The organism is Paraburkholderia sp. BR14312 (assembly GCF_040948675.1).
Lineage (GTDB): Bacteria > Pseudomonadota > Gammaproteobacteria > Burkholderiales > Burkholderiaceae > Paraburkholderia > Paraburkholderia nodosa_A.
In genome coordinates this window covers 328,604-352,950 of record NZ_JBFPKI010000007.1, presented here as the reverse complement: position 1 = coordinate 352,950, position 24,347 = coordinate 328,604, and the positions used below count along the sequence as shown (strand labels likewise).

Below are 24,347 nucleotides of genomic sequence, written 5' to 3'. Positions count from 1 at the left end.
CATCGAGTTCAGTGCGCGCGTTCGAAGGCTTCTCGGGCGGCAATCCGCTCGCGATCAAGGTACTCGGCAACGTCACGAACGTCGATCATTACTCGCTTGCCTTGCTTTTGGTGGGGTAGTGGGAAAGTTCCCAGGCTGATCTGGTTATAACCCGTCTTGGTGGCGATGCCTATGGCCTCGCACGCTTCGTCAAGCGTGAGCAGCACGCGCCCGTCGAACTGCGCGGCCAGAAAAAACATCGAGCTTGGCATTTCAGCCTCCCTTCCTCCGGTCGAATAGGGTACACCCGTGCGGCAGCGAGCCGCCCTTGACCTCGAACCGGATCACGCGCAGCACCAGCACCGGCACGTTATCCGGGTTCACCTCCACGCGCGCCGTGGCGACGCCCTGCAGGGGCTCGCCGTCGACAAGCACGAGCGGGCGCGGCCCCGACAGATCAAGTTCAGCCACCGGTCCCGCCATCGCTGCTTTCATCGTGACCAACACCATCCTTTGGAAATGCCAGCAGTTCGGCAACGGTATCGAAGCAGTGCTCGCACAGGCCGCTGGTCTGCGTCTCGATCCAGCCCGCGTCGCTATACACGTTCGCATCAGTAAAACCCGGACCGCACGCGATGCAGTGGGTGCGATAGATGTCCTGACGCGGCATTTCGGACCTCACCAGTTGACCGGATCGGCGTACGCGTCATCGTCCCACATGCACGCGCCACACATCGATCCCTCGTACACCACCTGCCCGTCCACGAGACCGGTCACGCAGGGCGTCTGCCCGCAGACCTCACACTGCCGACCGTAGTCGGGCACCCACGCGTCGACAACGATGCTGGTGGGGTACACCTCGGGCGGCGCGATCCGCTGGTGAGCCTTCCTGCTACGCGAGGACATCATCGGTCTCGCGCGTGGTGCGCTTTGCGGGCATGTCACGCGATGCCCAATCGTCTCGTTTCGGCTTGTCCAGAAGATAGACGTGTGACGGTTTGAAAGTGATCGTGGCCTGCGGAAACTCTTCGACCGGCTCCAGATGCACGACGCGACCAAAGAGCCGCTCGCAGTGGGTCACCACGCCCGCATTCAGGTGGAAGCGCATTGCGATCTTGCGCAACTCGGCAGGCCATTCATCCGGCCGCCGCGCGTCGTGCATCTCCTGCAGCGCGACGAGGAGGTTGTGATGCGCGTGCAGAAAATGTGCATACGCGGTGGCTTCGGCGTCGTGCCGTTCGATCAGGCGGGCGGCCACGTCTTTCACGCTGAAGAATTCCAGCGCCTTCGAATAGATCGAGTCGGGCATGAGCCAGCCGACGGCGCAGCGCTTGCCGTCCGGGGCACGGTACATGCAACGCACGCTGTCGAACGCGGTCGAGCGCGCGTTCTGGTGCAACAGCGGCCACGCGACCGAATCGAATACATCCTGCCCGTCGAAGTCGACGAGCATCCGTGTAGTGAGCTTCATGGTTCAATCTCCCTCGGTATCAGCACTTCAGGATCGCCCACGCGAACAGGCGCAGGATCAGCGAGCCCGCTCCGACGCTGACGAGCAGGACGCCCGTCATGAAAACCAGCAGCATCGATGCGAACACGAGGCGTGACACCCATGCGTGCGGGACGTGTTGGACTTCGTTCATTTCTCGTCGCCTTCATCGACATCCGCGCCGCTGGTCGCATTCGACATGTCGACCGTGGCCGGAATCTCGTGCTTGAGCAGGCTCACGAGCTTTGCAGTTTCGTCGGGCGTCGGCAGGATCTGCGCACGCGCCACACAGGTGACACTGCCACCTTCCTTCGGCGCGATCGTCATTCGCCCGAACGTTGAGTCGGCAAAATCGAGATCGCCCTTGCCGCGCCCGTTCCCCAGGTGCAGGTGCAGGCCGACCGATTCCCATTCGCCGGTCCACGCCACGCCGCTTTTCCTGCTGCCGAACCGCGGAAAGCGCACGTGGGTCAGGTTGCTTTTGTCCGGCCCGAGGAGGTCGAGGTCCTTCGACTGCTCGTAGAGCGCTTCCTGCAGTCCCGGCATGAGGTCGTCAAGCCGGATGTTCGGCACGTCAAAACCGAGCTTCAGGTCGACGGCGGTCTTTTCCTCGTCGCCGTGCTGTTCGGTCCTGACGTTGATGTGCAGGATCTTTACCGGATGCTTCTTGAGTTCGATCATTGCTGTGCCTCGCGGGTCAGCGTCTCGCCAAAGTGGCGCGCTTCTTTGTGCAGCCGTTCGAGCGCACGCATCGCGTCGTGCTCGGGCATGTCGGCTATTTCAAGGTTGAAATTGAGCATCTGCTGCACGCCCGCGTAGAACGCGATGCGCATCTCGCTGACCTGCAGCGGTGGTGCGTCGGTGTGCAGGCAGCGCTCGCGGAAAATCAGCCAGCGGCCTTCGATGGTATCCATCGCACGGCTCCTTAAAACTCTGCTGTCCGGTCGTGGTAGAGATCGTGCAACTCGTCACGTTGCGCAGGCTCCTTGACGTACTGGATAAAATCTGCAGCCTCGTCCAGCTTGTCACGGCTATCGGCTTCGTTCAGTGCTGCGGCAACCTCGGCACAGGTCACGGTGGGAGCGCCCGTACCCTGCGGTGCGGTGTCGACACGCTCCTTCTTCGCCTTGTCGGCCGCAGGCGCGTCCTTCTTCTTCGCGCCAGCGCGCATGCTTGACTTCACGTTTTCCGTGCGCGAGCCAGCGGCGGCGGCGTCCGCAGCCGGTGCAGCCGCAGCAGGGGCATCGACCGCTTCGAACCACTCGGATGGTTCGCTCATCTCGTCGCGCAGGCTGGCATAGATGCGCTTGAGCGAGACCATCTGTGCAGGCGTAATCGAGTCGAGACGTCGCTGGATGCGCTTCTCGATCTGCTCCTTCGTGACCCTGAACGGCGCAAACGCGTCGAGCATCTTGGCAATGGACTCGGGCGTGGTATCGGCCTTCGCCTTGAGCGTGGCATCGGCCTGCGCCATCGCAGCGTCCACCACATCGCCCGGAATGATCGCTTCGAGGCAGGCGCGCACGCGCCGCTGCGCCTGGTTCGCGCACAGCTCGTAAATGTCGCGCTCGTCCTTCAGCGCGTAGCCACCCTGGCGGGTATCGCGCCAGTGCGGCACGATGAAACCGATACGCTTGCGCACGCGGCCTTCGAGATCCACCGCGAAGGCTTCGAGTTCCGAGTACGGAATGCCCCGGGCGTCGACTCCGCGCGAGCGCTCACGCCATGACGCGTCGATGTTTTTCCACTCGCACGCGATGGCCTCCATTGCCTTGATCGACGGCCCACGAATTTCCGTGCCGCCGCGCGCGAACTCGTACTGGCTTTTCTCGGCGAGCGACGGACGCGTGAAGGCATTCAGGATGCGATCCATCGCCTTCACCTGATCGCGCGGGTACTGCTGCGCCATGAGGTAATTGACCTGCATGTCCGCGAGTTCGCGGCTCTGGTCCTGACGCGCACCGGCCGTCTCGCTGACCTCCCTGCGCGCGCTGCCAAACGGCGACTCCACCATGTCATTCATTGACCCGCTCCTTTGCGTGATGAAAACCGGAAGTCGAGGTACTTCGAGGCCTCGACCTCGTATGCCTTGCGCTCGACGATCTTCCTCGTGTAACCGCCGCCGTTCGGCAGAAGCCCCACCGACGCCTCGCCCATCAGGTGCAGGATGCGGGCCTTCGCAGCCTTCGAGCCGGCCTCGTTGAGCGCGGCCTCTTCGTCGAACTGCAGCTTCGCGTAGTGCATCGTCTCGGCCTCGGGCGGCAGCCTGACGGTCTCGCCGTTCGTGCCGGGATATATCTTCTTGAGCAGGCCGATGGCGGTGGGGTGCTGGTAGTCGAGCGGCGGTGCCTCGTGGCGCTCGACGAACTTCCAGAACGCGGCCTCGCCGTCGACGATCATGTCGATCATCTCGGGATCGCGTTCAATGTGAAACACCTTCATCTGGTTGCCGCCGACGCAGGCCGCGAGGTGCCATACCTCGTAGCCCGACACGGCGAGGTAGTGGTGGCACTGCATCAGGTATTCGAGCGGAACCTCGTCGCTGTGCTCGTCGCCCCAGTCACCGCTCAGGCGGTACGCAAGCGCATCGACGTTCTTGCATTCGATTCCTTCCTTCTTGCCGTCGATCGTGCGGTCATAGGACGCGAGCATGAAGGAGTGCTGCGTGTGGTGCGCGATGCGGTTGTGCCTGCGCAGCTTCACGTTGTAGCGCTTCGCGTACATCTCCGCGATCACGGCCTCCATCGCCTTGCCGAACTCGATGCGCTCGATCACGTCGAGGCCCGCTGCGCCAACGATATTCGTGCTGCCGATCTTTTCGTGATACAGCTCGAACATGGTTTTGCGGCGCGACTGCCCGAGCGCGGCTGCGGCATCACTGCCACCGACACCCTTGCGGCGTTCTTCCAGCCACCCTTCGCGGGCGTTCATCGCGACCTCCTGTTACCGATCCAGCTTTTTGAGATAGTGAACAACTTCAGGCGCGCTCGGTCTCGACGCGGCTTCGACGTATTGCGCACGGCCACCTCGTTGATGTCGAGGAAGTCCGCGAGGAGCGGCGAATTGACGCATGTCGGGCCTCTTTACCTGTTCGCGCCCACCGATTCGGTTTTGGCAAGATTCAGCGCTTCGTCTTCGTCACGTCGATCGACGGCCACTTGCGGTGCACGGCGCTATGCACCTTGACCTGCTCGGCGCGCGTGCCGTGCTGGGCGACGCGCGCGAGTGCATTACGCGCGCGGGCGATCGTATTGATCGGGTAGCGCCGACCGGGCAGGGCGAAGTTCGCCGGCTTGATTCGCGCGCGACCTTTGGCGGTGAGCGTCATGACGGACCTCCTTACTCAACGGCGCCGATGCGTTCGATCAGGAAGGCGAGCAGGCCAGCGACGCTGGCCTTGCAGCTTCATGCACGGCTTCGATGTGGGAGGTTTCACCGAACGCCCACGCCACGAAAATTACGAATGCGACGAGTGCCACGCGGCGCATTCCAGCACGCGGCGACGAGTGGCTGCGCATGCGGAAACGTGCTCGCCGCGCAGTGCCGCGCTCAATGCCCTTCTCCATGCCTTCATTTTGTTTTCACCTCTTATGCCAGACGCATTGCGTTCCTCCTGAACGCCTGCGTGGTTGAAACCCCCTGGCACCGACCCGCCCGACGCGCGGGCGCGAGGTGATCAGGTGCTGCTGCCGGTGCGCAGCCACACGACCGCGCGATACTCACCGGTCCTCTGGTCGCGCGTGGTCGGCAGGGACGACGGGTCGGCCCCGGGTTCTGCGAGGTCGACGATCTCCTGCGCCATCGCCTCGACGTCGTGCTGTTCGCGGCCGGTGATGATCACGCGGCGCGAACCGGTGTGGGTCTCGTATCGCACATCGACGTCCATGACCTACTCCTCCACGCGGAACGAGCGCGACCCGCGCGCCGCAACGCGTCGTCAACGCCCTGCAGCGAGCGCGCACCGAAGTGCGGCAGCCCGGGCAGGTCGTGACGTGCATGGCTGCACGTCTGGCCGATGCGGTTGATGCCCGCTGCGCCTAGCCGGTTCGTAATGCGGTAGGGCAATTCGAGCGACTCAAGTGGATAGATATCGCGCGCGCCGGCAATACTGGCACCGTGCCGACTTTCTGAGTGGCGTATTCATTGATTTGCTAGTTCCGTTGGAACAGGCGGGAATGGACTTCAGAATAGCGAGTGAATTAAATCGCGCAAGCAGGGCATCCGGCTTTTCGTGATTCACTCGATGTAAACAAAATCGTTTTTGTTTGAAATGCCCAGATCCTTGATGGACGTGGCTTGGATGCCAATCTGCGCCACGCCAGCGCCACGCCAGCGCCAAAGTGCCGGATCTGAGGATCAGGGTAAGTCCTGATGAAAATTTTGGACTACGTGAGAAGTATGGAAACCGCCACTCCGCTGTTACACGATTCTCTTTGAAATGATGAAACCCTTGTGGCGCAAGGCGGGAACCCCTATTCGCGCCACGCCAGCGCCAAAACCGGACGTCACGATGCCGTCATACCATTGCACCAGCCCGCGCAGCGGGTCTAAGATCATTCGTGCTGCCATCACCCCGCCATGTGTCGTCGGGTCTGTACAGTGTCTGCAACCCTCGCCTACGACGCATGCGCGGCTGGCGTAATGTGACGGCATACCTTCATCATAGTCGGGACAACCGGTAGTGAAGCGCCTCACGAAAAAGGCGCAGTCTGGAGACCCGGTCGAGTGAGTACCGCCTCGCGGCTGACAAAAGAATTACTGCCGACTTGTGGTTTGGGAGTGCCGTGCTGAATTGAGCAGGGGTACGGATTTCTTGTGTCTGTCCAAACTGAAAAAAACAAAGCACCGAAGGTTTCTCGAGCCATCGGTGCTTTCAGGCTTTGCTGGATCGTTTCAAATCCAGTAAAGAGGACAGCCAAAATTACCACGAATCCCTGTGAAAAGAAACACGCACTGCAATTTTCCAGATTCAAATTGTTGGGCCGAATAAGGGGACTTTGGAAGTGAGCGCCGAAATGTTCTGGGTCGAGGGCGACAGGCTCGAATGGTTGCTCGACCATCCGCTCTGCGCGGCGATGCCGTCGAGCGGGGGTGTGTCTGCCGAACGTACGCAATCGATCCTGCAGCCCATCTTGCTGCTCGACAACATGATCATCGACGGCCGTGCCCGCAGGCGCGAGGCCGTGCGACTTCGATTGCGCTGTCCATGTCTCGACTACGAGGCGCAGCAACAGTTTGGTCATCCGGCGATGACGGTCGTGCATGCCAACCGTGCGCGGTTCGACAACCCGCAGCGCGTGGTGGTTGCTGCTCGCGTGGCTATGGCCGTGCTGAAAAAGCCCGCGTGGCTTGCGGCACATGACCGTGGTTTCGCAGCGCGTCTACTCACCCGCAATGGCCGCAGGCCGTTCCTGGTGGCGGCGGGAATTTCCGACCGCAACTACCTGCGTGCGATGGGCGTGCGGCATCACCCGGAACTGCTGGAGGCCGTGTTCGACGGCCTGGTGTCGCTCGATCATGCGTTCCGCATGCGAGAACTTGCGCTCGTGACGCGTCGGCGCATCATCGAACTGCCGCGCGCCGAGCAGCAGGATGCGATCGACGCAGCCCTGGAGCGGCTCGCGAAGCGGCAGCTCCCCCTGCCTGGATTCCGGTCGAAGAGCGGGCGTGCCGCACGCGTCTTCAGCCGGACCTTCACCCACGAACTCGGACACTACTTCGCCGCACCCCGCGACGCGAGCGAGCGTCCGTCAACCGGAGAAGATGATGAGCAATGACCCACGCATGACCACGACGATCCGACTCGAGGTCGACGCGACGCTGGTCAACGCAACGATCAGGCGCTGGGCGCAGCGCCTCAACGATGCCTCGCGTTGCCGTGCGCGCTGGCCGCTGTTCGTGGCGGTCGACGCCTGCGCCGATGCCGAGCGGGAGATGAGTGCGCGCAACCTCATGAAGGTGCGCGCGCTGCCGTGCGAGAGTGAGTGATGCATGACCGGAGACCCGTCATGCCACGTTCACGCACGGTCAAGGGCGGGTTCTTCCGCTCGCCCGATATCCAGCACACACCGGTCGAGTGCCGACTGCTTTTCATCTCGCTCTGGACGCAGGCCGACCGCGATGGTCGGCTCGAGGACCTGCCATGGAAAATCCGCGACGAGGCGTTCCCGTACGACGCCGGAATTTCCCCTCAGCACGTCGATGGTTTGCTTGACATACTCGACCACCGTGACCTCATCACGCGGTACGTTGTCGATGGACAACCACTGATCTTCATCACCAAATGGCGCACGCATCAGCACCCTCATCCGAAGGAGGCCGAGAGCAGACTGCCCGCTCCACCGGTCGCAAACCCGCGCCAGACAAGGCTGCAATTTATGGGAGCGGGCGAATTCACACCCGGTCATGACCCTGTTCGCACCCAAGTGGAAACCGACCGGGCACGTACTTCTAATACTTCTAAGCCTTCTAGTACCTCTAAGCCTTCTAGTACCTCTGGGTCTTCTGATCCTTCCGGTACTTCCGGCGCTGCCGGGTTGCGCCTTCGGCGCTTGTCGAGTTCGGCAAAAAAAAAGCCGAACATCGACGACGAAGTGATCGAGGAAATTTTTCGTTACTGGCAGAAGGCGATGAGTTCGCCGCGATCGATCCTGGACGGCAAGCGGCGCAGGGCCATCGAAGCTGCGCTCGCGATGGGCTACAGCGCGCGCCAGCTTTGCCAGGCCATACGTGGCTGCACACGCACGCCGCATAACATGGGCATGAACGAGAGCGGGCAGAAGTTCAACGGCATCGGCCTGATCTTTCGCAATGCCGACCAGATCGACCGCTTCATCGAAGCCGACGAGCATCCCCCGCAACCGCATGTGAGTGCATACGAAGCACGACAGCAGGAAAGCCAGAGAACCATCGACAAGCTCACGGGCCGCGACAAGCGTAACTCCGTCTCGCACGTCGATCCGAATGTGATCGATCTTGACCTGACGGAGACAACCCATGAGCCGCGAGATCCCGGACCAGTGGATTGAAAAGCTGTTCGCAAAGATGGAGACCATCTATGGCGGTGCCGCGTTCCGCGCAATGTGGGGTGGCGTCGACGCCGACGAGATGAAGGCCACGTGGAAGCAGGGGCTCAGCGCGGCCAGCCTCACTGACGATGGATTGCGTCGCGGTGTCTCGGCACTCTTCCACACGAAGCGAACACCGAACCTGCCCGAGTTCATCACGCTGTGCGCACCGCAGCCGCCGATGTACCGGCAGCACAGTCTCGCACTCACCGACGAGTCGAAGCGAACGTCGCCCGAGCAGGCGTGTGAGCAGCTTGCGCGCATCCGCGAGATCGCAGAAAAGGTGCTCAGGGACGCGGGTCCGGTGCCGCTCGATGGGCGCGGAATCCGATGGGCATACAGGCTGCTTTCGCGTGCAACGAACGGCGGGCACATCGCACCGCACCAGATCACGTTCGCAAAGGAGGCGATTGCGAACTGGAAGCTTGCGCACGGCGTGCATGACAACGGCCACGAGCGCGAGCCCGGTGCCGACGACGAATGAGGTGAAGCCATGAACATGAACATCGACCGTTGGATCAGTATCGCGGAAGCGCTGTGCGGTATCGCCGTCATCGTCGCCGCACAGCTTCAGGCGCACGCACCGGTCACGACTATCGCCGGTGCAGCGGTGGTCGCGCTCGCAATCTGGCATGCCGTGAGAGACCGTAATGCGGATTGAATTCACGATCCTCGGCCAGCCTGCCTCGAAGGCCAACTCGCGCGAGATCGTTGCACGCAAGGTGCGCGACAAGGCAACCGGGGAACTCAGGACGCGCCCCATGTCGATCAAGAGCGAAGCCGCGCGCGACTACGAGCAGGCCGTGCTGAAGCAGGTGCCGCCGAAGGCACGGCAGCGCCTCACCGGCCCGGTGCGTGTGGCCATGCGCATCTGGTACGCGAGCGAGCGGCCCGACCTCGACGAGAGCGTGATCCTCGACTGCCTGCAGGACCGCTACGAGTGGGTGCGGCGCGGCACCGGCGAAAAGAAGGTGCTCGTGCTTCGTGGCTGCTATCGCAACGACCGGCAGGTGAGGCAGAAGGTGATCCTGCACGGCATCGACCGCGTGAACCCGCGTGCCCACATCATCATCGAACCGCTTGAGATGCAGCAGCTCGAGTTCGTGCTCGATGAATCCTTTGGCCCTTTCGAACTGATCCGCGCATGAACGCCCACGACCATCTCACCCGTCACGCCCTCGCCATGCGCGTTCACCTGCAGCACGAGAACGATCGCATGCGCGATGCGCTGCACACGATCGAGGACATCGCCGCCACCAGCCCGGATCCGAAGTCCCTGCGGACCATCGCGCAGATCGCGCGTTCCGCACTGGCGCCTTCGCAGCCACCGAACCCCGCGATCGCACCGGAGCGATCATGAGCCACGCCATCCTTCACGAGATCACGCTGTTGACGCTGACGTGCTGCAACTGCGGCGTCGCGTTCGCGATGCACGACCCCATCATCGCGCGCCTCAAACGCGACGGCGCGTCGACATCGTCCGGTCCCGACCAGAGCTAACGCCCAATGCGTCGCGATCCGATGCCGAAGGACGCCATCGACGAGTTGCTGCTCGATTGGTACGCGTGGCAGCATCACTGGCAGCCGGTGCGCGGTTACAGCACTGGCGCAGGCTTCGCGCGTGACTTCCGAAGCTCGCGGCAATGGATGACGCTCGATGAACGATCCGAGGACGTTGACCGTCACCTGTGCGCTGCGATTGGCCGCGCCGTTGATCCGCTCGTATGCGCGCTGAATCTGCGCCTGCGCGTGGCCGTCACGACCGCCGTGCGCAACCTCGCGGCCGACGCGATCGTGTGGGTCAACCCGCGGTGGCCCGAGACGCAGGACCGCGACTACGCACAGGCGAAGGCCGCGCTCGAACCGCTCATGCGTGTGCGCGGCCTGCTCGCGCTGCGATGAAAAAGCCGTGGAGTTGCGCGAGTGGCTGCGACGCAGCCGTTAGCGCTCTATGGTGGCCGAGCTATGGGATTTATCTGGATGAACTCGGACGCGTCGGTCCAAATCGGCCAAACTGAGTCATTCCGGTGTGACCGGTGAGCGTCGGCTTCACGCCGGACATCGGACCGAAGAGCGGCGTATGAACAATGTAAAGAACTACGCGTTTCAATCATTGAGCGGTCTCGCACCTGCATGGAAGTCGTGCGCGTCGTCCTCGGAGCAGCCAGGAATTCCAGCCGGGAGTATCCTTGCAGGGAGGCCAACGCATTTCGGTTTCGTTTTCCGGACGCGCAAATGCCTGCACGGCAGGCTTCACGCGTCAAAGCCCTCCCTCAATGGAAAGCAGGCAGGCGGCCGTCGAGGGTTCCCGCGCAGCCAGACGGACAAAGGAGACAGGCATGAGCACTTGCAACGAACCTCATCACGCTCACCATGAGCATCAGCATGGCCCGGGCTGCGGACACACCGCCGTCAGGCATGGCGACCACGTAGACTATCTGCATGACGGCCATTTGCATCATCCGCACGGCGATCACGTCGACGAACACAGGATCGAGGTCAGCGCAAAGAATCCGGACGAATGCACACCCGACTGCGGTGGCCATGAACCGGGCCACGTCCACGGCCCTGGCTGCGGACACGAACCGGTACCGCATGGCGATCACGTCGATTATCTGGTCAACGGCCATCTCCACCACCCGCACGGCGACCACTGCGATGACCACGGTTCGGTGGAACTCGCCTGAGCGCTATTGAAGAAGTGCGACGGGGACCCGCTTCCCTGTCCTGTCATCCGCCCGTTGGAGACGTATGTCCCAGCACGGCCGCGAACACGAGAACGGCCAGCATGACAAGCGCTTCAACAGTCAGCCAGGCGTCGAATCGGCCCACCGCGGCCATGAAAACAGGGCCGTCCTGCTGGGCGTTGGCACACAGATCAGGCAAGATCAGCCACCGGTTCCAGCCGCCCAATGCCACCGCGGCGGCGACGCACGCGAGCTTCGCAGAGAGGACCCGGCCCCATGCCGTACCGAAGAACGGCACGCCCGCCTGCGCGGTGTCCTGCATCACGTTGTAGAGGCCGGTGATCAGCACGACGAGGAGCGCGGCCGTCGCCAGATGCGACAGCCCGAGGCGAAACGCCGCCCTTTGCCCAGCCGATGCGTCAGCGACAGGCGCCGCCCGGCGCAGCATCACTGACGCGACGATCACGCTGCCGGCCCATAGGGCTGTCGCACACAGATGCACGAGATGAATGGCTTCGCGCACCGAGAAGTCGCCCGCGTCCGCCGCGTGGCTGGCCGCGGCCTTGCCCGCCGCCCAAAGGAGGAGGCCCACGGCGAACAGCGGCAGGCCGCGACGACCGGCGATACGACTCAGCGTGGCCAGCAGCGCGCCAACGAACCCGACTGACCACGCGACGCCATAGTGTGACTGCGTGAGCACGGCGGCGACCGCGTCGCCGGCGCCGGCAAGCGGCGAGCCGCTCATGACGGCGGCCTGCAGCCAGAGGTAAGCGAGAGCCGTGAGCGCCAGCGCGATCACGAGGCCTGCCTGCCACCCGCGCAGCGTGGCCGGCGCGCCCATGCCGCTATGCGTGCCCAGCACGGCGCACGCAAGCGAGCCGGCTGCCGTCGCGAACAGCACGTCCTGCACTGCGGCAAGGGCGATCTGCCCGGCGACGAGGAGCTCCATGATCACTTCACCGTGAACGTGTAGTGCCCCTGCGTGCGATGCCCGTCCGCCGCGACAGCGACCCACGCGACCGCGTAGACACCCGGCGTCTGCGGGTTCAGCGCGACCGACATGTGCTTGCTGTTCGACGGGGCGACAACAGCCTTGCCGCTCGTGATGGCCTTGCCCTGTGCGTCCGTGACGGTGATCGAGCTGAATGCGGGCTCGAGGCCATCGTCGAAGTCGATTGCGACTTCCTTCTGCGAGCCTGGCACGGTCGAACCAGCCCCCGGCGCCTGATGGGTCGGGTAGGCGTGCGCCTGCGCGAGCTGACAGGTAGCGATTAAGAGCGCGGCAACGGCGCCGCGTGCGGTCGTATGCAGTTTCATGAAAGGATTCCTCATAGGTCAGAACAGCGGCTTGCCGATCGAATTCGGGAAAATGTCGTCGAAGTAGATATGGGCTTGCACCAGGATACCCGTGTGCGTGCCGGTCGCGCGATTGACGGGAATCTGCGCTTCGACGCCGAACTGCCCGTATCGATTGATCCAGATCACGCCGGGGTTGATCGTGCCCGTTGTCTGTCCTGAGCACGCGCCAGCCGTGCAGGTGCTCATCGGGAATTCGACGACGGGAATCAGGTTGCTGAACGGCTGGGGCAGCCCGAGATCCTTCACCTGCTGCTGCAGGTACGGAATGCTGTACTGCAGCGTCAGGCCCCAGCCGAGCGAGTTCGGTCCCTGGTCCGATGACGCGGTCGTCAGATTCGGGCCGATCGTGCCGGTGATGGCGAACGGCCGCAGGTAGCCGAGCGACGCGGGCAGGTCGCCGAAGCCCTTGCCGAAGTAGACGGTCGGGGTGAAGGTCGAAAACGAGTTCGCGACCGATTTGGCGCCGGTGCCGCCGAGCGTGGCAAGCAACCCGACCGACGCCATGAACTCGTGCTGCGGATTCGCGTATACAAGATATTTGACGCCGAGCGTGAAATTGTCCCAGCCCTTCGCGCTGCCATCCGGCGAGTTCAGGCTCGCGTAGTTGCTCGCAACGCTGAACGCAAGATTCTTCGTGATCAGCTTGTCCCACTCGTACGACACCGTGTTGACGTTCATGTCGTTGCCGTTGCTGTCGGGCGTCTTGATGTGGCCGTACTCCAGGTTGAATTCATCGCCGACGCCGGGATCGTCGACCGCCATCGTGGCCGGAAAGACACGATCGCCGACCACCGCGTGGGCCGACGCATCGACTGAAACCAGGCACGGCGCAAGCGCGCACAGCGCTGCGGCACCCCGTTGGAGAATGGTTCGCATGTCCAGATCCTGATCGAATTGTGGTGAAGCGCCCTCGCGCCGTGGCAGGCTGGCGCAGAGCAGGCGCGCGCCAGCGCAGCGATGCCGTTCACCGGCATCGCCACATTGGCTGGAAAACGTCTGCGAGGATCAGGATGAGGCGGGCGGAGCGCGCGGCTGGGCCGGCGTCATCACTGTGTATGGGCGAAACGCAGCGGTGACGAGGGGGACAGGAAAGAAGGGGCGCTGCGGCGCGCCGCTCGATTTGACGGCCAGGCCAGGCAAGGCTGGCGAGTGAGCGAACAGTGCACAATACGGACACGCGTCGCACAGCGACGACGAATCGGAGCCATGGTGGTGCCCGGCATGGACATCCAACGCGACCTCGACCGCCGCATGATGGTGATGGGAATGATGCTCGTGACGCGCGACATCGCCATGCACGCCGCGCAGCACCTGGGACACCAGAGGCGCGACCACGCTTAGCAGGATGGCAAGCATCCCGAGCCAGGCACCGATCTTCTGACGGTGGTGGTTGAGCATGGCGAATCGACGAGACGTAAAAAATTTGCGGAGGAACGGCTGAACCGACGCTGCTCGTCAGCCGGGGCTAGTCATCGCGCGGCCAGTTTGCAGCAGGCAGCGCGATGACTAGGTGCCCGAGCGTACCAAATCTCTCGCCTGGCGGGAGGTTCCCCATCGTATAGCGGCAATTTAGCGCTATTGGTTAATTGAGGTGTGGCGAGATGCCGCTCGCCGAACCTTAACAAGTGCACCAGACTGTTGCCCGGACGTGGAAGCGTGTTCCTACGGTAGCAGGACGAATACATTGCCGCTATCAGGTTGCCAGCGCCGTACCGCATTCATTGCGCGCGATATAGGTCCCTTAAGAGTTGCAAAGCGGACATCGAATGAGAAAGGCGAATGTCGCAGTTGGGTCGGTTTCGTGCCTTCGCCGGCGGCCACGAGCCAGCGTTCCCCAGCAGGCAGGAACCGGGCCATGAGCCGCCGCTCGGCCATTTGTTTTCTTGGACAGTCAAACGGCGGCTACGATCGACAAACGGCCATTCGGTCAAGTCTTGCGGCCGTCTATTGCGCCGCGTGTGGAGTCGAGTTCGTTGACGGTCGCTTGTCGGGCCAGTATCGAAGGGTCCTCTCGCGTCGGCTGGGTCAAGACGTCAGCGAGTGCGCGCATCTTGGTTTATTCGGCGCGTTGAGAGGGATAGGCGTAAACACACGCGACTCTCGCCGGGGTCGCAACTTGAATATCTCGCGACGCCGTCCGCCATTTAGCGCGCGACGCTACAATTGGAACGAGGCGAGCAGCGGCGTGAACATGGTCGGCGGTCATGAGGGATACTGAAGGCGACTGGAGGGAGCGGCGCCCCGCCGACGCGCAAGACTGCTGCGGAATCGAGCAGTGTGCCAACAGTCAAGCCCTACGTGACTGCGAGGTTTCGGAACTGGATAGGCATGCACCATGCAGAAATAACGCGAATGCAACGCAACTTTCCCTGGTACCCTTCGAGTTGACCATATTCGAATATTGCAGAAGCCGCGCATTGTTCGGCGAAAGTAAATGCAATGGTAACAGTCACGGCAACGTTCAAACAGGTTGCTTCATTCTTGACGGAATGACCTCTGCCGTTCCAGTTCCGCCAATAAAGCGAATTGTCAGGTGATGATCGGTGTTATGCACCGGTGAGAAAGATGGCCGCTGGCGCCGGATTTCTGTCTGTGCGATGAAGAACACTGGCGGCCGAAAATTCCCTTGGAATCAACACGCACTTTTCTATACTTTGGTTCATTCCATCAGAAAAAAGTGAATCCGGCCCCCCCTTCGCTTGCCTGACAGGTAACTTCTCAAGGGCGATCCACGGATCACCGCGATCAGGGTGATAACCCTTCGCGTCTCAATGCACGTTGCAGCCGAAGCCTGGTTCCACAAGAAGGTTAAGCGCTGTCGAACACCGCGAACAGCGCTGTGTCCTCTATCTTGTGCGAAGCCAAACATGTAGTTGTACATCCGCCGATTTATCCGACACCGGCCGTAGCTGCATCGGTGCAGAGTTAGAAAACCTCAAACGTAATTTCGTCTTCAAGGTATCGCGCTCCGCGGCGCCCCGTCAATTTTGGGCTCCCGCTTGATGAGTGGCGCGAAAATCGTGTTTGGAGGTGTCATGAAAGTCAATCACTGGCGGTTATCTGAAAATCGGCGGCACGCCGATTTTCTCTCCACCATGAGGCGGCTAATTCTGATGGTCGTAGCAATGTTGGTGGGGGGGCTGGGCCAGACTGGCAACGCCCAGTCCCACGCACAGGCAGGGACACCCGTCATCAATGGCTGGAATGCCGAACAGCAAATTATCGAGCATCATCCAACATGGATCTTCACGCCATCCACGACGCTTGAGAACGGCAAGCGCGGTCTTCTGATCGTTTTGCACGGCTGCATGCAAACGAATACCGTACTTAAAGAATTCGGCAATCTGGATACAGTTGCGAAGAATAGAGGCGTCGTAATCGCAGTACCTTATGTTGGCTCCAATAACTATGGTGGTCCTCCGTATAACTGCTGGAATTACGATGGAGCAATCGATGCTAGCGGGAACATGGACGACCTTATCAAGCTAACGAAGGACATCGAAGGAAACGTGGCCCTGAACATCGACCCTAACCAGGTCTACCTAGTTGGGCTGTCTTCAGGCGGCGCCATAGCCCTTGCAATTGGATGCAAAGCGCCTCAGATTTTTGCCGGCATTGGAGCAATTTCGGGTCCGTCCGTAGGTAGTTCCCAGCTGCTTGCGACGTCGGAGCCTCCGTCCATTAATGTTGAAGTTGCGGTTGACAGATGCAGATCGCTGGCTCAACCCAATGATGGTGCGTTGGCAACCCAGATCACCTGCATCGCATACGGAGATATGGACAAGGACGGCCCCGCAGAAAAGTTTGACTACACGGACCTCAACAAGTCTTTCGACAAAAAGCACCCCGGGCAGCTGGCCGTAATAAGCATTCATTGGAGCGTCGATAACGTCGAGATCCTTAGGCAAATCTACTATGCCGATAGCCTCGGGCCGAAGCAGGACGTGCAAAACGGCTTGGCTACTCAGCAGGTCGCGTTGAAGGATGGCAAAGAGCGGATTGCGCTTCTGGTTTCAAATAACATTGGGCATGCTTGGCCTGCCGGCACCGGGCGAGCAGATACGAAGAAAGGCGGACTCTGGATTGCTCAACGCGGGATCGACTACCCGGACTACGTGATGGGTTGGTTCCTGCGTAACAATCTCCGCGCGGGAGTCTCGACGTCGTCGTCACAGACTCAGACGTCCCGCTGACGTAGTCGTGCTTGCCTGCAGGAGAGTGTAATGAGTGTCGCACTCATCGCATCCGTCCGCTTCGTAAAGGGCGGCGAGAAGATCACGGTTCCTGCGCCGAGCACTGAACCGGGGTTCCTCGGCGTTACTTTGGTAACTGCAAACACGGCACCGTCACAGCTTGCGTCACGCCTGACCTGAGGTCCCGGGTTGCAGCGTCACGCTTGGTCGGCTTCCCGTGAGGCGCGACAGCGGGTTGCCAGCCTGACTGAAGATGACTGCAGAACCACTTGATCCGCTGACCGTAACAACGACGTACTGGATGTTCCAGTTGTCGTCAGTCTCAAAGATTGAGTTGTGCGAAGTCAAAGTGACTGTCATCGGGCCAAACGCCGACAGCGGCTGCGCCGCTCCCGCGATGGCGAACGTCTTCACGTCGTCGGAATTGTTTCCCCATTCCGGGTCGCTCTGTGCCTTGAGAGTGAAGATTTGTGCACCGCCTGGCAAACTGACGCTCACAGTAGCGGAGCTGTCGCCGCGGAGGTCATCCCCTCCGGTGCCGATGTCAAAGGTGATCTGGTTGAATTTGGCTGTCTCGTCAGCGAGCGGCGTCTGTCCGCCCCCGTACAGATAGCTCGCCCAGGACGAACCGCTGTTCATGAACGTCTGAATCGTGTAGGGGTTAGCGACGCCCGCCGGTGCATCAGTGCCCCCGGTTCCGTTGTTGTTGACCATGGTCCCGTTCAGATCCGACTGATTGCGAATGTTTCTAATGTAGGCGGCATGGGTCCAGCCGGCCGGGGCCTGCCAGCCACTCCCCATCTGGTCCTTGGTGGTTGCAGGATTCGACAGATCGGTGGCAACCTCGCCGCCTATTCCGACCCATTCGGCCTTGTTCCCGAGGCCGCCGTTGAACAGAGTGGCCGGATAGTAGCCCATCCAAATCCCCTGCACGGCAACCCACCAATTGAACGTCGACGAGTTAGGTTCTTGATAGAGCTGGAACTTCATCGATATCTCGAGCTGCTGCCCACCCCACGTGCTGATGCCGTTGATGCGAATCCCAGGGAAGACTGATGGGCTGTACTGCACCCAACCGTTGTGCAACCGGTTGTAACCTCCCAGGTTGTCTCCATCCTGAGAATAGCCGTTGGTCGTGTAATAGGTGAAGACGTGGGCTATGGCGTCATTGTTGAGACTCCTGTCGACCGTCCAACCTCCCTCGAGCGACTGCAGCTGCCGTTTGTCGTAGTTCTGCAGCCAGACCTGAAGGATTGAGTGGTCTTCACCATCCGACACCGGCTCGTCAATCACCGGATCCCAGACGTTGAGAAAGAAATCGGCGCCGTACAGCGTTGTATTCTGGCTGTCTTTCACGTGAAAGTAGTTAGTCGTGCTGGGTTCAAGCGGGCCCTCTTTGGACCGCTGTGTGTTCACCCGCAGGCCGCCTCTCTTGACCAGGTAATCCTTTATAGCGATGGTTCTCGTCAGTCGCGAGAGGTCCGGACGCACCAGAGGAACCGTTCCAGCCGGGCCGCGTTCAACGTTCGGGGCGTCAAGCTCAAGAGCGGCGGGCAGGACCGGCCTCCGCGCGTCTATGATACGGGTCGGAATGGAACCAGGAGGTGGAGGGGTCGCGATCTTGCCCGCGGGGACCTGATTTTCAATGGGAATCCAGTCGAGAGTCTGGCCGCTCGGAGTCACAGTCGTCTTGACAATCTTGAGAGCACTCTGTCTTGCGTTTAGCCACTTGACGAGTTCAGGGTTCAGCTTACTTTGATCGGCCGACATGATTATTGGGTTCCTCAGCAGGGCTGTCTTGAACGGCCTCGGCGTGGCGCAATGCGCCCATTTGTCGGGGGAGGCGTGCCTCAGCCGGCGGCTGTTGGCGCCTAAAAATAATGCTAGTCGATGCAAATCGTTATTGCGTCCACCATTCGATGGAGAAGGTGGGCCGCGTGAATATCTACGAGTCCTGGGAGCGGTGAGCGAGAAATAAAGAAGTGTTTAATCGATGAATTGACTGAAAACGTTCCGCAGCAGGACAGGTGTTTATAGAAAGCCTATTCAGCTGCGCGTTCTACGCGCGAATCCCGCTCGGCGGTTCTACGAACGGCATGGCTTTGTGGTAACTCATTCCATCGACGATCGGCATTTCATGGCTCGCTTTCCCGGCTGACGTCACCGAGCTTCGACTACGCGATTTGGCAAGATGGCGAATGGGCCCGTCCGCTTCAGCGTTCGGCCAATTGTTGCCGTTCGTCCAACAAAGAACGCAATCGTTCCAATGGCCGCTTCACTTCAGAATCTGCCGGAGGCCAGACCGGACGCTGCAAACGGAAAATGACGGATGAACTCTGGCTCAAAGCGGAGCGCATGCCGCCCGCCAGACTAAAGGAGTGCGCGCGAAGTGTTAGCTATGTTGACAAACAGCGCTAACGTGCCAAAAACACGACGAAGGATCGCAAAGGAGACCCGACGTAATGAGCCGATCCACACTGAAATCACAGGGCACGAGCCATTCGCGAGGTCGCACCGGGACACGAACCTTCCATCGGTGGCTTGCGTTTGTCCGTTAGCGGCTGCGACGTTGTCGGAACCGCACTAGGTTTCATGGTCTCTTCATCAAGTGATCTACTACCATAAAGCTAAGCACCACACTTAGTGATGCGTATTGTTTCCTATCTTTGGGAGCACAACCATGGAAATCTGTTTCTCAGTGGACGGACAGAAACACTGCTGGTGGATTCCTGATTTGGAACTTCCGATAAGCCACTTCAAGCCCGGCGGGCCAATTGATTATCCGGCTTTCCTGAACGATGCGGTGATTCTCGCATCGCTCAGGGGTGCATCGAGCAAAATCAATGACCCGGCGGTTCGCGAAAGATTAACCGATGGATTCAACGAGGCATTAGACGCAATGAGTCAGCATGCTGGCCCGGGATTCGAACTTAAGGCATGAGCAGATGTAGTGCGCATGCGGGACCTCGCGGGCAGAAGGGAAACTCAACGTACGGCGGCTGTATGATGCGTGCACACCGATCTTGTAAATGACAGCTCCAAGACCACCCCTGAACTCTTTGTGATAATCCGGGCGACTGCGTCCCGTACCCATCCTTCAGGTCAACTCCCTTGTCCTACGCGGGACAACAACCGCCTTGCTTGAAGACCACGGGCTAAAACGTGGGACTGTTATCACGGGGCGGCGTAATCGAACCGGGGTTGGGCTGCGTAATGGAGCCAGCAGAAACTGGGGGTAAAACACAGATTCGGGAACAGTGTTTCCTGTCCTGTCACAGCACGACAAATAATAGTGTGCAGTGTCGCTTAGGCGACGCGAGGGCATTACTCGACAGCAGTCGCATGGACGCGACGTACGCACTCGATTCATATCGTTAACCGAACAGATCTGAGGAGCTAGACCATGAGCAATACAGAGCCACTGACAAGCACTTTCTCGCTGCCCCACAATTTTTTCATTCAAGGAGTCCTCGAGGCCAAGCGCGAGCCTGCCGCTGGCGTGATGCTCCCGGCCAACCTCGGAGCACTCGCGGCGTTTCAGGGAACCTTTGCCGGGCAGGGATTCAATACGATCTTCCGCCCTGACAGCGCGATAACCCCGACGCCGATGCCGGGACCGGTCACCACGACCGATCCTGCAGACAACGTTCTCGAGCTAAATCTCACGACCGAGACGCTGTCGTTTTCAAATAATCTCGTCTCGATTCCCAATCGTGGTTCCGGCGACCAACGGGACATTTTCCTGAATGGCGTGCCATATCTCCAGACAATTAACGACGTCACCACTGGCCAACCAGTCGGCATTCACTTTGAGCCTGGGTTGTGGTTGTCGGTCCCGCTCACCACCGATCCGAAAGAACCAACGACGCTCGCCCGCATGGCATCCATCCCGCACGGGACTACCCTTAACGCTCAGGGCGTTTCGTTGCCAGCGATCGCCGGTAAGCCGACTATTGGTGCCGTCGATATCACCCCTTTCGTTGGTGGCCAGCCCGGCAACACGATCAAATTCCAGAATCAGACAGCGGTCAACGAGGCCACACGCCGAATACCCCAAAACCTGGCGGCATTCATTAACTCCGGGCAGATCACCCAGGCGATCCTTGACGACCCCAACACGATCTTGCGCCAACAGATCGAGAAGCAGGAAATCACACAGACTGTCGTTATCCTCATATCGACCAAGCCCGAATCGCCACTTCCCCGTGGGCCGCTGCCAGCGGGCGCTGAACCATCGGCTCCGAATATCGGAGGTGGCACGGCCGACATAGCGTTTCTCCAGGGACAGGCCGCGCCGGCGCCGGGCGGTCCGTCGAGCAACGCGAACGTTCCACAGATGGATGCGGTTTTCTGGATCGAGACTGTTGAATACGAAGTGGTGGTTCCTGCCATTACGTCGGGCAGTCCACCTGTCATTCTGGATCCCGTGCAAAAGGGAACAGTGCCGTTGGTGCCGCAGTTCGTCGCCGAGATTCCGTTCGTTCCCGGCAAGGGATTTGCGGGCGGGAAAGTCAAGGTCGCGACCACGCAGATTCAGTATTCCCAAAAGGTCATACTCGACTTCAAGGGACTCAGCTGGCCCCACGTGTCAGTTGCTTCACTCGTTCCGTCCAGCCCGATACCGATTCCGTCACATTTGTTGCCCCTGACGTAAGCGGTCCCGACGTACGCGCACACTTCGCGGCCGAGTGATCGCTTGGATCGCACTCACTTAAAAGTGCAGTCGCGGAGTCTCGCGAATGTTGGCCGATGATTTGCCGACCTTCTCGACGGAGCGAATGACCGTTGTACTTCACAACCGGCCATAGCCCTAGCATTGGCTCGAAAGGCGGCTGTGGGTCGGGAAAGGCCCTACGAGGGTAGACGCTGAGTTGCATGGGAAACGTGTCGCGAGTGTCGGACTGCCCGCGGTTCGAGGCAACCGCGGATAGACCGTTTGCTTGTCGACAGTCGTAGGGGGAACTGCCAGTGTCGGCAGGCGTCAACGACCGGTTCTCGATTCGCCGCCACATGGCTCACGCGCAACGTTCAAGCCATGCAGCAAGACTTGGATACTTAACAATACGTTGTGCCGCGACCTCAGTTCTGATAAGCAGATCAAGCTGACACGATACCGAGATATCAGCGATCGACTTCATGTTGCCGGCTAGCCATGTTTCTTGAGAAAGGAGTGCCTCAAGTGACGCAAGATGTATGTCGAGCCGTTGCAGGACCTGCGATAATGACAGGCGGCCGAGCCCCTGATTGCGGAGCTTTTTCCGATACATGCTTTTGACTGCAATGCCGACAGGAATACGCTCCCAACGCGGGCGTCCCGAGCAAATGCTGTCGATATGATCTCCGAGTGCTATTGGATCACCCATTTCAAATGTGGCCATCCCGTACCAGGAGAGTGATTCGTCGGCCCAGTCCTCAAGTAGCATCGCGGTCGCGCGGATATATGGATCCGCTGGGATCACCGATGGTTGGGGGACGCGTCTTTCGAGGAATTCGATTATCTCCGTGCTGTCTTGGACGCGGTCTCCGTCATAGTCCAGCACGGGCAATTGGCCAACAGACGAAAGCAACCGTGGTCGGCGCCCTAGCAGCCCATTGTAGTTGACCACTTCGAATGCGATCCGCTTGTGCCGCAGAACCTTACGTACCTTCGCACAGAATGGAGACCGTTCCCATTGATGAAGAGTCACTGTCGACATCAGCAAATCCTTCTTCTGCTGTTTCCAGCCTTCGGTAATGGGCATCGTTCCCAACGCGGGCGCCGAGTTGCCCGGCCTACGCGCGTTTGCAGTATAGGCGCACTCCGACGCACTGACCCAGGTACAAATTGATCTAACGAATGGTTCAGGGAATCGCTGCAGTATGTTCGGCCGGGGAGCTGCGATTGCCTGCTAGGAGCGGACGTTGATACGCCGTCTTCAGACGGCATTGAAATGTCGGCTCCGCATCTGCTAGCTGTCCTTCGCGCGCCGAGGAGGTCAGGCGCGTCTCCGGTCAGTGCTCATGGCCAGGACATCTTTGTCACGTCTAGCCTATGAACCCGAGTTCGACGACATCCCCTTTAATCGATCACTGCCTCACAATCGATTTCTAGCAAAAAATCCGGATTCGGCAACGAAGCCACGATTGCGGTGGTGCGCGCCGGATATTTCCCCGGCGCAAAACGCGACGCGTAAATGCGATTCATCTCTTTGAAATCCTCGCGTCGTACGAGCAATACAGTTACCTTGACGACGCGATCCCAGCCGACACCCGCAGCCTTCAACACACCATTTATGTTTTCCATTACCTGATTCATTTGCGCAGTGAAGTCGTTGGCAGCAATTTTCCCGTTTGTGTCCAAGGCGGGCGTACCTGCAACGAACAAGAGATGCCCAGCTTTGACCGCGGGTGAGTACGGCGCCGGATTGACGAACTGACCAGATGGTCGGATGTACTCGATCGCTGTAGTCGTACTGGCCGCCGCCGGCTGCTGCGCTTTCGCCACGCCTGCAGGTATCAAGATGCAAATCAACAGGCCCAAAGCAATGACATGAGCTCGCATCACGCACTCCTGCTTCGTCAAGCTACACGATGTTTCGACAAGCGTGACCGCGATTGCTGATACTCGCTGGAGCAATGGACAGTGCCCCGTGAACATTGTCGCGGTCACATCCAACATGCGCCGTTGGAGCGCACGCGGTCTGTTCGCTTCCTCACAAAGAGTTGTGGGGAGCAGTTTAAATCGCCCGGATACTCGTTTGCGTACTAGGAGTCGGATTCTTTCACCATCTGCGTCGGTAGTTTTTCACTTGCCTCGCACAGCTTTCACTTTCTACGGCATCCAACAGCGGCTTGCGATCCCGGCCGCGATGATCTATGCTGCGCTCCAGGTGGGCAAGCGCTCGCCCAGAGAAAACGTGAAGGCCCGAGTCGGTTGATCCCGCTCGGGCTTTTTGCGTTTCCGCTGCCTGATTCCCGTAACGCCCCCCATCCCCGGAGTCGACCATGCCCCCGACGCCTCGCACGCGAGGACGGCGCTGGTTGCGTATCCGTGCGCGCCAGCTACGCGAGCATCCGCTCTGTGCTGAATGCTGGCGAAAGGGACGGGTCACCGATGCAACCGAAGTCGATCACATCAAGCGGCTGGAGGACGGAGGAACCGATGAACCCGGAAACCTGCAGAGCCTGTGCCATGACTGCCACGCCGAGAAAACCTCACGCGAGAACGGTGCACGTCCTCGCGGCTGCGACGCCAACGGCATGCCGCTCGACCCGGCGCACCCATGGGCACGCTGACGCCTTGCGCGCATCGCTGTCCGCTTTCGGCCGCGCTTCGGCACGCGCAGAATATTTTCGTGCGGCTCGAGTCGCGGCGCGCGTGACCGGAGGGAGGCCCCGGGGGGACGGGAAAGAGAAAAAATCGGCTCGCCCGGAAACCCCCCGCCAACCTTCGTTCGCAAAACCCCGGTTTCTCGGCCGGGGGGCGCCGGTGAGACCCGGCCGCCACCCCGGGCGCACCCCCGGCGCACCTGCGGCCCGCCGCGTGGCACCGGGCCGTGACCCCCGGGGGAGCGACGGGCGGCCGACAGCGGGC

Annotated in this window: 35 protein-coding genes; 14 read left to right on the top strand and 21 right to left on the bottom strand. The window is 60.6% G+C overall.

The genetic code is table 11. The annotated features are described in order from the left end of the window. Positions 1–8: 8 nt before the first annotated feature. The 13 genes from AB3X98_RS21805 to AB3X98_RS21745 form a co-directional block, all read right to left on the bottom strand. The gene (locus AB3X98_RS21805) at positions 9–251 is read right to left on the bottom strand and encodes a helix-turn-helix transcriptional regulator (protein WP_368604130.1); all 243 of its coding nucleotides are present in this window, start codon (positions 249–251) and stop codon (positions 9–11) included. Between the two features lies 1 nt (position 252). Beyond that, a complete protein-coding gene (locus AB3X98_RS21800) occupies positions 253–474 on the bottom strand; it encodes a hypothetical protein (RefSeq protein ID WP_368604131.1) in 222 nt (73 codons plus the stop codon). Next, positions 443–649: a hypothetical protein gene (locus tag AB3X98_RS21795; RefSeq protein WP_368604132.1), complete on the bottom strand. Its 207-nt coding sequence runs from the start codon at positions 647–649 to the stop codon at positions 443–445. Before AB3X98_RS21795 ends, AB3X98_RS21800 begins: the two co-directional genes overlap by 32 nt. An 8-nt stretch (positions 650–657) precedes the next feature. Continuing rightward, positions 658–888 carry a hypothetical protein gene (locus tag AB3X98_RS21790; RefSeq protein ID WP_368610313.1) on the bottom strand — a complete coding sequence of 77 codons (231 nt, stop codon included), beginning with the start codon at positions 886–888 and terminating at the stop codon, positions 658–660. Continuing rightward, the gene (locus AB3X98_RS21785) at positions 872–1,450 is read right to left on the bottom strand and encodes a hypothetical protein (protein ID WP_368604134.1); all 579 of its coding nucleotides are present in this window, start codon (positions 1,448–1,450) and stop codon (positions 872–874) included. The genes AB3X98_RS21790 and AB3X98_RS21785 overlap by 17 nt, the downstream gene beginning before the upstream one ends. A gap of 19 nt (positions 1,451–1,469) precedes the next feature. Beyond that, a complete protein-coding gene (locus tag AB3X98_RS21780; protein WP_368604135.1) occupies positions 1,470–1,622 on the bottom strand; it encodes a hypothetical protein in 153 nt (50 codons plus the stop codon). After that, the gene (locus AB3X98_RS21775; protein WP_368604136.1) at positions 1,619–2,149 is read right to left on the bottom strand and encodes a hypothetical protein; all 531 of its coding nucleotides are present in this window, start codon (positions 2,147–2,149) and stop codon (positions 1,619–1,621) included. Before AB3X98_RS21775 ends, AB3X98_RS21780 begins: the two co-directional genes overlap by 4 nt. Further along, a complete protein-coding gene (locus AB3X98_RS21770) occupies positions 2,146–2,382 on the bottom strand; it encodes a hypothetical protein (RefSeq protein ID WP_368604137.1) in 237 nt (78 codons plus the stop codon). Before AB3X98_RS21770 ends, AB3X98_RS21775 begins: the two co-directional genes overlap by 4 nt. Before the next feature lie 11 nt (positions 2,383–2,393). Next, on the bottom strand, positions 2,394–3,491 hold the full coding sequence (locus AB3X98_RS21765; RefSeq protein ID WP_368604138.1) for a hypothetical protein: 1,098 nt from the start codon (positions 3,489–3,491) through the stop codon (positions 2,394–2,396). Beyond that, positions 3,488–4,399 carry a YqaJ viral recombinase family protein gene (locus tag AB3X98_RS21760; RefSeq protein WP_368604139.1) on the bottom strand — a complete coding sequence of 304 codons (912 nt, stop codon included), beginning with the start codon at positions 4,397–4,399 and terminating at the stop codon, positions 3,488–3,490. Before AB3X98_RS21760 ends, AB3X98_RS21765 begins: the two co-directional genes overlap by 4 nt. 190 nt (positions 4,400–4,589) lie before the next feature. Beyond that, positions 4,590–4,796 (bottom strand): hypothetical protein, encoded by a 207-nt coding sequence (locus tag AB3X98_RS21755; RefSeq protein ID WP_368604140.1) that lies wholly within the window; start codon positions 4,794–4,796, stop codon positions 4,590–4,592. Between the two features lie 348 nt (positions 4,797–5,144). Beyond that, positions 5,145–5,354, bottom strand: a complete 210-nt coding sequence (locus AB3X98_RS21750; protein ID WP_368604141.1) for a hypothetical protein — start codon at positions 5,352–5,354, stop codon at positions 5,145–5,147. Further along, positions 5,306–5,557: a DNA-directed RNA polymerase subunit alpha C-terminal domain-containing protein gene (locus AB3X98_RS21745; protein WP_368610319.1), complete on the bottom strand. Its 252-nt coding sequence runs from the start codon at positions 5,555–5,557 to the stop codon at positions 5,306–5,308. Before AB3X98_RS21745 ends, AB3X98_RS21750 begins: the two co-directional genes overlap by 49 nt. Positions 5,558–6,471: 914 nt before the next feature. Between AB3X98_RS21745 and AB3X98_RS21740 the strand changes: the two genes are divergently transcribed. From AB3X98_RS21740 to AB3X98_RS21700, 9 genes are read left to right on the top strand one after another with little or no spacing between them, the layout of a single operon-like run. Then, positions 6,472–7,245 (top strand): hypothetical protein, encoded by a 774-nt coding sequence (locus tag AB3X98_RS21740; RefSeq protein ID WP_368604143.1) that lies wholly within the window; start codon positions 6,472–6,474, stop codon positions 7,243–7,245. 7 nt (positions 7,246–7,252) lie between these two features. Next, positions 7,253–7,456, top strand: coding sequence for a hypothetical protein (locus AB3X98_RS21735; RefSeq protein WP_368604144.1), 204 nt, complete (start codon positions 7,253–7,255; stop codon positions 7,454–7,456). Positions 7,457–7,476: 20 nt separating this feature from the next. Continuing rightward, positions 7,477–8,496, top strand: coding sequence for a hypothetical protein (locus AB3X98_RS21730; protein ID WP_368604145.1), 1,020 nt, complete (start codon positions 7,477–7,479; stop codon positions 8,494–8,496). Beyond that, positions 8,465–9,019 (top strand): hypothetical protein, encoded by a 555-nt coding sequence (locus AB3X98_RS21725; protein ID WP_368604146.1) that lies wholly within the window; start codon positions 8,465–8,467, stop codon positions 9,017–9,019. The genes AB3X98_RS21730 and AB3X98_RS21725 overlap by 32 nt, the downstream gene beginning before the upstream one ends. A gap of 15 nt (positions 9,020–9,034) precedes the next feature. After that, positions 9,035–9,196 (top strand): hypothetical protein, encoded by a 162-nt coding sequence (locus tag AB3X98_RS21720; RefSeq protein ID WP_368610312.1) that lies wholly within the window; start codon positions 9,035–9,037, stop codon positions 9,194–9,196. Further along, on the top strand, positions 9,186–9,683 hold the full coding sequence (locus tag AB3X98_RS21715; protein WP_368604148.1) for a hypothetical protein: 498 nt from the start codon (positions 9,186–9,188) through the stop codon (positions 9,681–9,683). Before AB3X98_RS21720 ends, AB3X98_RS21715 begins: the two co-directional genes overlap by 11 nt. After that, a complete protein-coding gene (locus AB3X98_RS21710; protein ID WP_368604149.1) occupies positions 9,680–9,895 on the top strand; it encodes a hypothetical protein in 216 nt (71 codons plus the stop codon). Before AB3X98_RS21715 ends, AB3X98_RS21710 begins: the two co-directional genes overlap by 4 nt. Next, positions 9,892–10,035 carry a hypothetical protein gene (locus AB3X98_RS21705; RefSeq protein WP_368604150.1) on the top strand — a complete coding sequence of 48 codons (144 nt, stop codon included), beginning with the start codon at positions 9,892–9,894 and terminating at the stop codon, positions 10,033–10,035. Before AB3X98_RS21710 ends, AB3X98_RS21705 begins: the two co-directional genes overlap by 4 nt. 21 nt (positions 10,036–10,056) lie before the next feature. Beyond that, positions 10,057–10,437 carry a hypothetical protein gene (locus AB3X98_RS21700; RefSeq protein WP_368610311.1) on the top strand — a complete coding sequence of 127 codons (381 nt, stop codon included), beginning with the start codon at positions 10,057–10,059 and terminating at the stop codon, positions 10,435–10,437. A 371-nt stretch (positions 10,438–10,808) separates the two neighbouring features. Here the strand turns inward: AB3X98_RS21700 and AB3X98_RS21695 are convergent, their stop codons facing one another. From AB3X98_RS21695 to AB3X98_RS21675, 5 genes are all read right to left on the bottom strand, one after another. Then, the gene (locus AB3X98_RS21695) at positions 10,809–11,201 is read right to left on the bottom strand and encodes a hypothetical protein (protein ID WP_368604152.1); all 393 of its coding nucleotides are present in this window, start codon (positions 11,199–11,201) and stop codon (positions 10,809–10,811) included. 64 nt (positions 11,202–11,265) lie between these two features. After that, positions 11,266–12,171 carry a CopD family protein gene (locus AB3X98_RS21690; RefSeq protein WP_368604153.1) on the bottom strand — a complete coding sequence of 302 codons (906 nt, stop codon included), beginning with the start codon at positions 12,169–12,171 and terminating at the stop codon, positions 11,266–11,268. 2 nt (positions 12,172–12,173) lie between these two features. After that, positions 12,174–12,539 (bottom strand): copper resistance protein CopC, encoded by a 366-nt coding sequence (locus tag AB3X98_RS21685; protein WP_368604154.1) that lies wholly within the window; start codon positions 12,537–12,539, stop codon positions 12,174–12,176. Between the two features lie 18 nt (positions 12,540–12,557). Then, the gene (locus AB3X98_RS21680) at positions 12,558–13,457 is read right to left on the bottom strand and encodes a hypothetical protein (RefSeq protein ID WP_368604155.1); all 900 of its coding nucleotides are present in this window, start codon (positions 13,455–13,457) and stop codon (positions 12,558–12,560) included. A gap of 129 nt (positions 13,458–13,586) precedes the next feature. Further along, a complete protein-coding gene (locus tag AB3X98_RS21675) occupies positions 13,587–13,979 on the bottom strand; it encodes a DUF2946 domain-containing protein (RefSeq protein ID WP_368604156.1) in 393 nt (130 codons plus the stop codon). Between the two features lie 1,637 nt (positions 13,980–15,616). Between AB3X98_RS21675 and AB3X98_RS21670 the strand changes: the two genes are divergently transcribed. Both AB3X98_RS21670 and AB3X98_RS21665 read left to right on the top strand, forming a co-directional pair. Next, on the top strand, positions 15,617–16,774 hold the full coding sequence (locus tag AB3X98_RS21670; RefSeq protein WP_368604157.1) for a PHB depolymerase family esterase: 1,158 nt from the start codon (positions 15,617–15,619) through the stop codon (positions 16,772–16,774). Between the two features lie 30 nt (positions 16,775–16,804). After that, complete coding sequence (locus AB3X98_RS21665) at positions 16,805–16,954, top strand: hypothetical protein (protein ID WP_368604158.1); 150 nt, start codon at positions 16,805–16,807, stop codon at positions 16,952–16,954. On the opposite strand, the gene AB3X98_RS21660 is transcribed toward AB3X98_RS21665, so the two are convergent. Next, the gene (locus tag AB3X98_RS21660) at positions 16,940–18,544 is read right to left on the bottom strand and encodes a neprosin family prolyl endopeptidase (protein ID WP_368604159.1); all 1,605 of its coding nucleotides are present in this window, start codon (positions 18,542–18,544) and stop codon (positions 16,940–16,942) included. The genes AB3X98_RS21665 and AB3X98_RS21660 overlap by 15 nt on opposite strands. Before the next feature lie 910 nt (positions 18,545–19,454). Between AB3X98_RS21660 and AB3X98_RS21655 the strand changes: the two genes are divergently transcribed. Both AB3X98_RS21655 and AB3X98_RS21650 read left to right on the top strand, forming a co-directional pair. Continuing rightward, on the top strand, positions 19,455–19,715 hold the full coding sequence (locus AB3X98_RS21655; RefSeq protein WP_368604160.1) for a hypothetical protein: 261 nt from the start codon (positions 19,455–19,457) through the stop codon (positions 19,713–19,715). 462 nt (positions 19,716–20,177) lie between these two features. Next, the gene (locus AB3X98_RS21650; protein ID WP_368604161.1) at positions 20,178–21,428 is read left to right on the top strand and encodes a heme-binding protein; all 1,251 of its coding nucleotides are present in this window, start codon (positions 20,178–20,180) and stop codon (positions 21,426–21,428) included. A gap of 361 nt (positions 21,429–21,789) precedes the next feature. On the opposite strand, the gene AB3X98_RS21645 is transcribed toward AB3X98_RS21650, so the two are convergent. Together AB3X98_RS21645 and AB3X98_RS21640 are read right to left on the bottom strand one after the other, a co-directional pair. Beyond that, positions 21,790–22,515, bottom strand: coding sequence for a glutathione S-transferase family protein (locus AB3X98_RS21645; protein WP_368604162.1), 726 nt, complete (start codon positions 22,513–22,515; stop codon positions 21,790–21,792). Positions 22,516–22,832: 317 nt separating this feature from the next. Beyond that, positions 22,833–23,315: a RidA family protein gene (locus AB3X98_RS21640; RefSeq protein ID WP_368604163.1), complete on the bottom strand. Its 483-nt coding sequence runs from the start codon at positions 23,313–23,315 to the stop codon at positions 22,833–22,835. A gap of 443 nt (positions 23,316–23,758) precedes the next feature. Between AB3X98_RS21640 and AB3X98_RS21635 the strand changes: the two genes are divergently transcribed. After that, positions 23,759–24,049, top strand: a complete 291-nt coding sequence (locus tag AB3X98_RS21635) for an HNH endonuclease (protein WP_368604164.1) — start codon at positions 23,759–23,761, stop codon at positions 24,047–24,049. Positions 24,050–24,347: the final 298 nt, after the last annotated feature.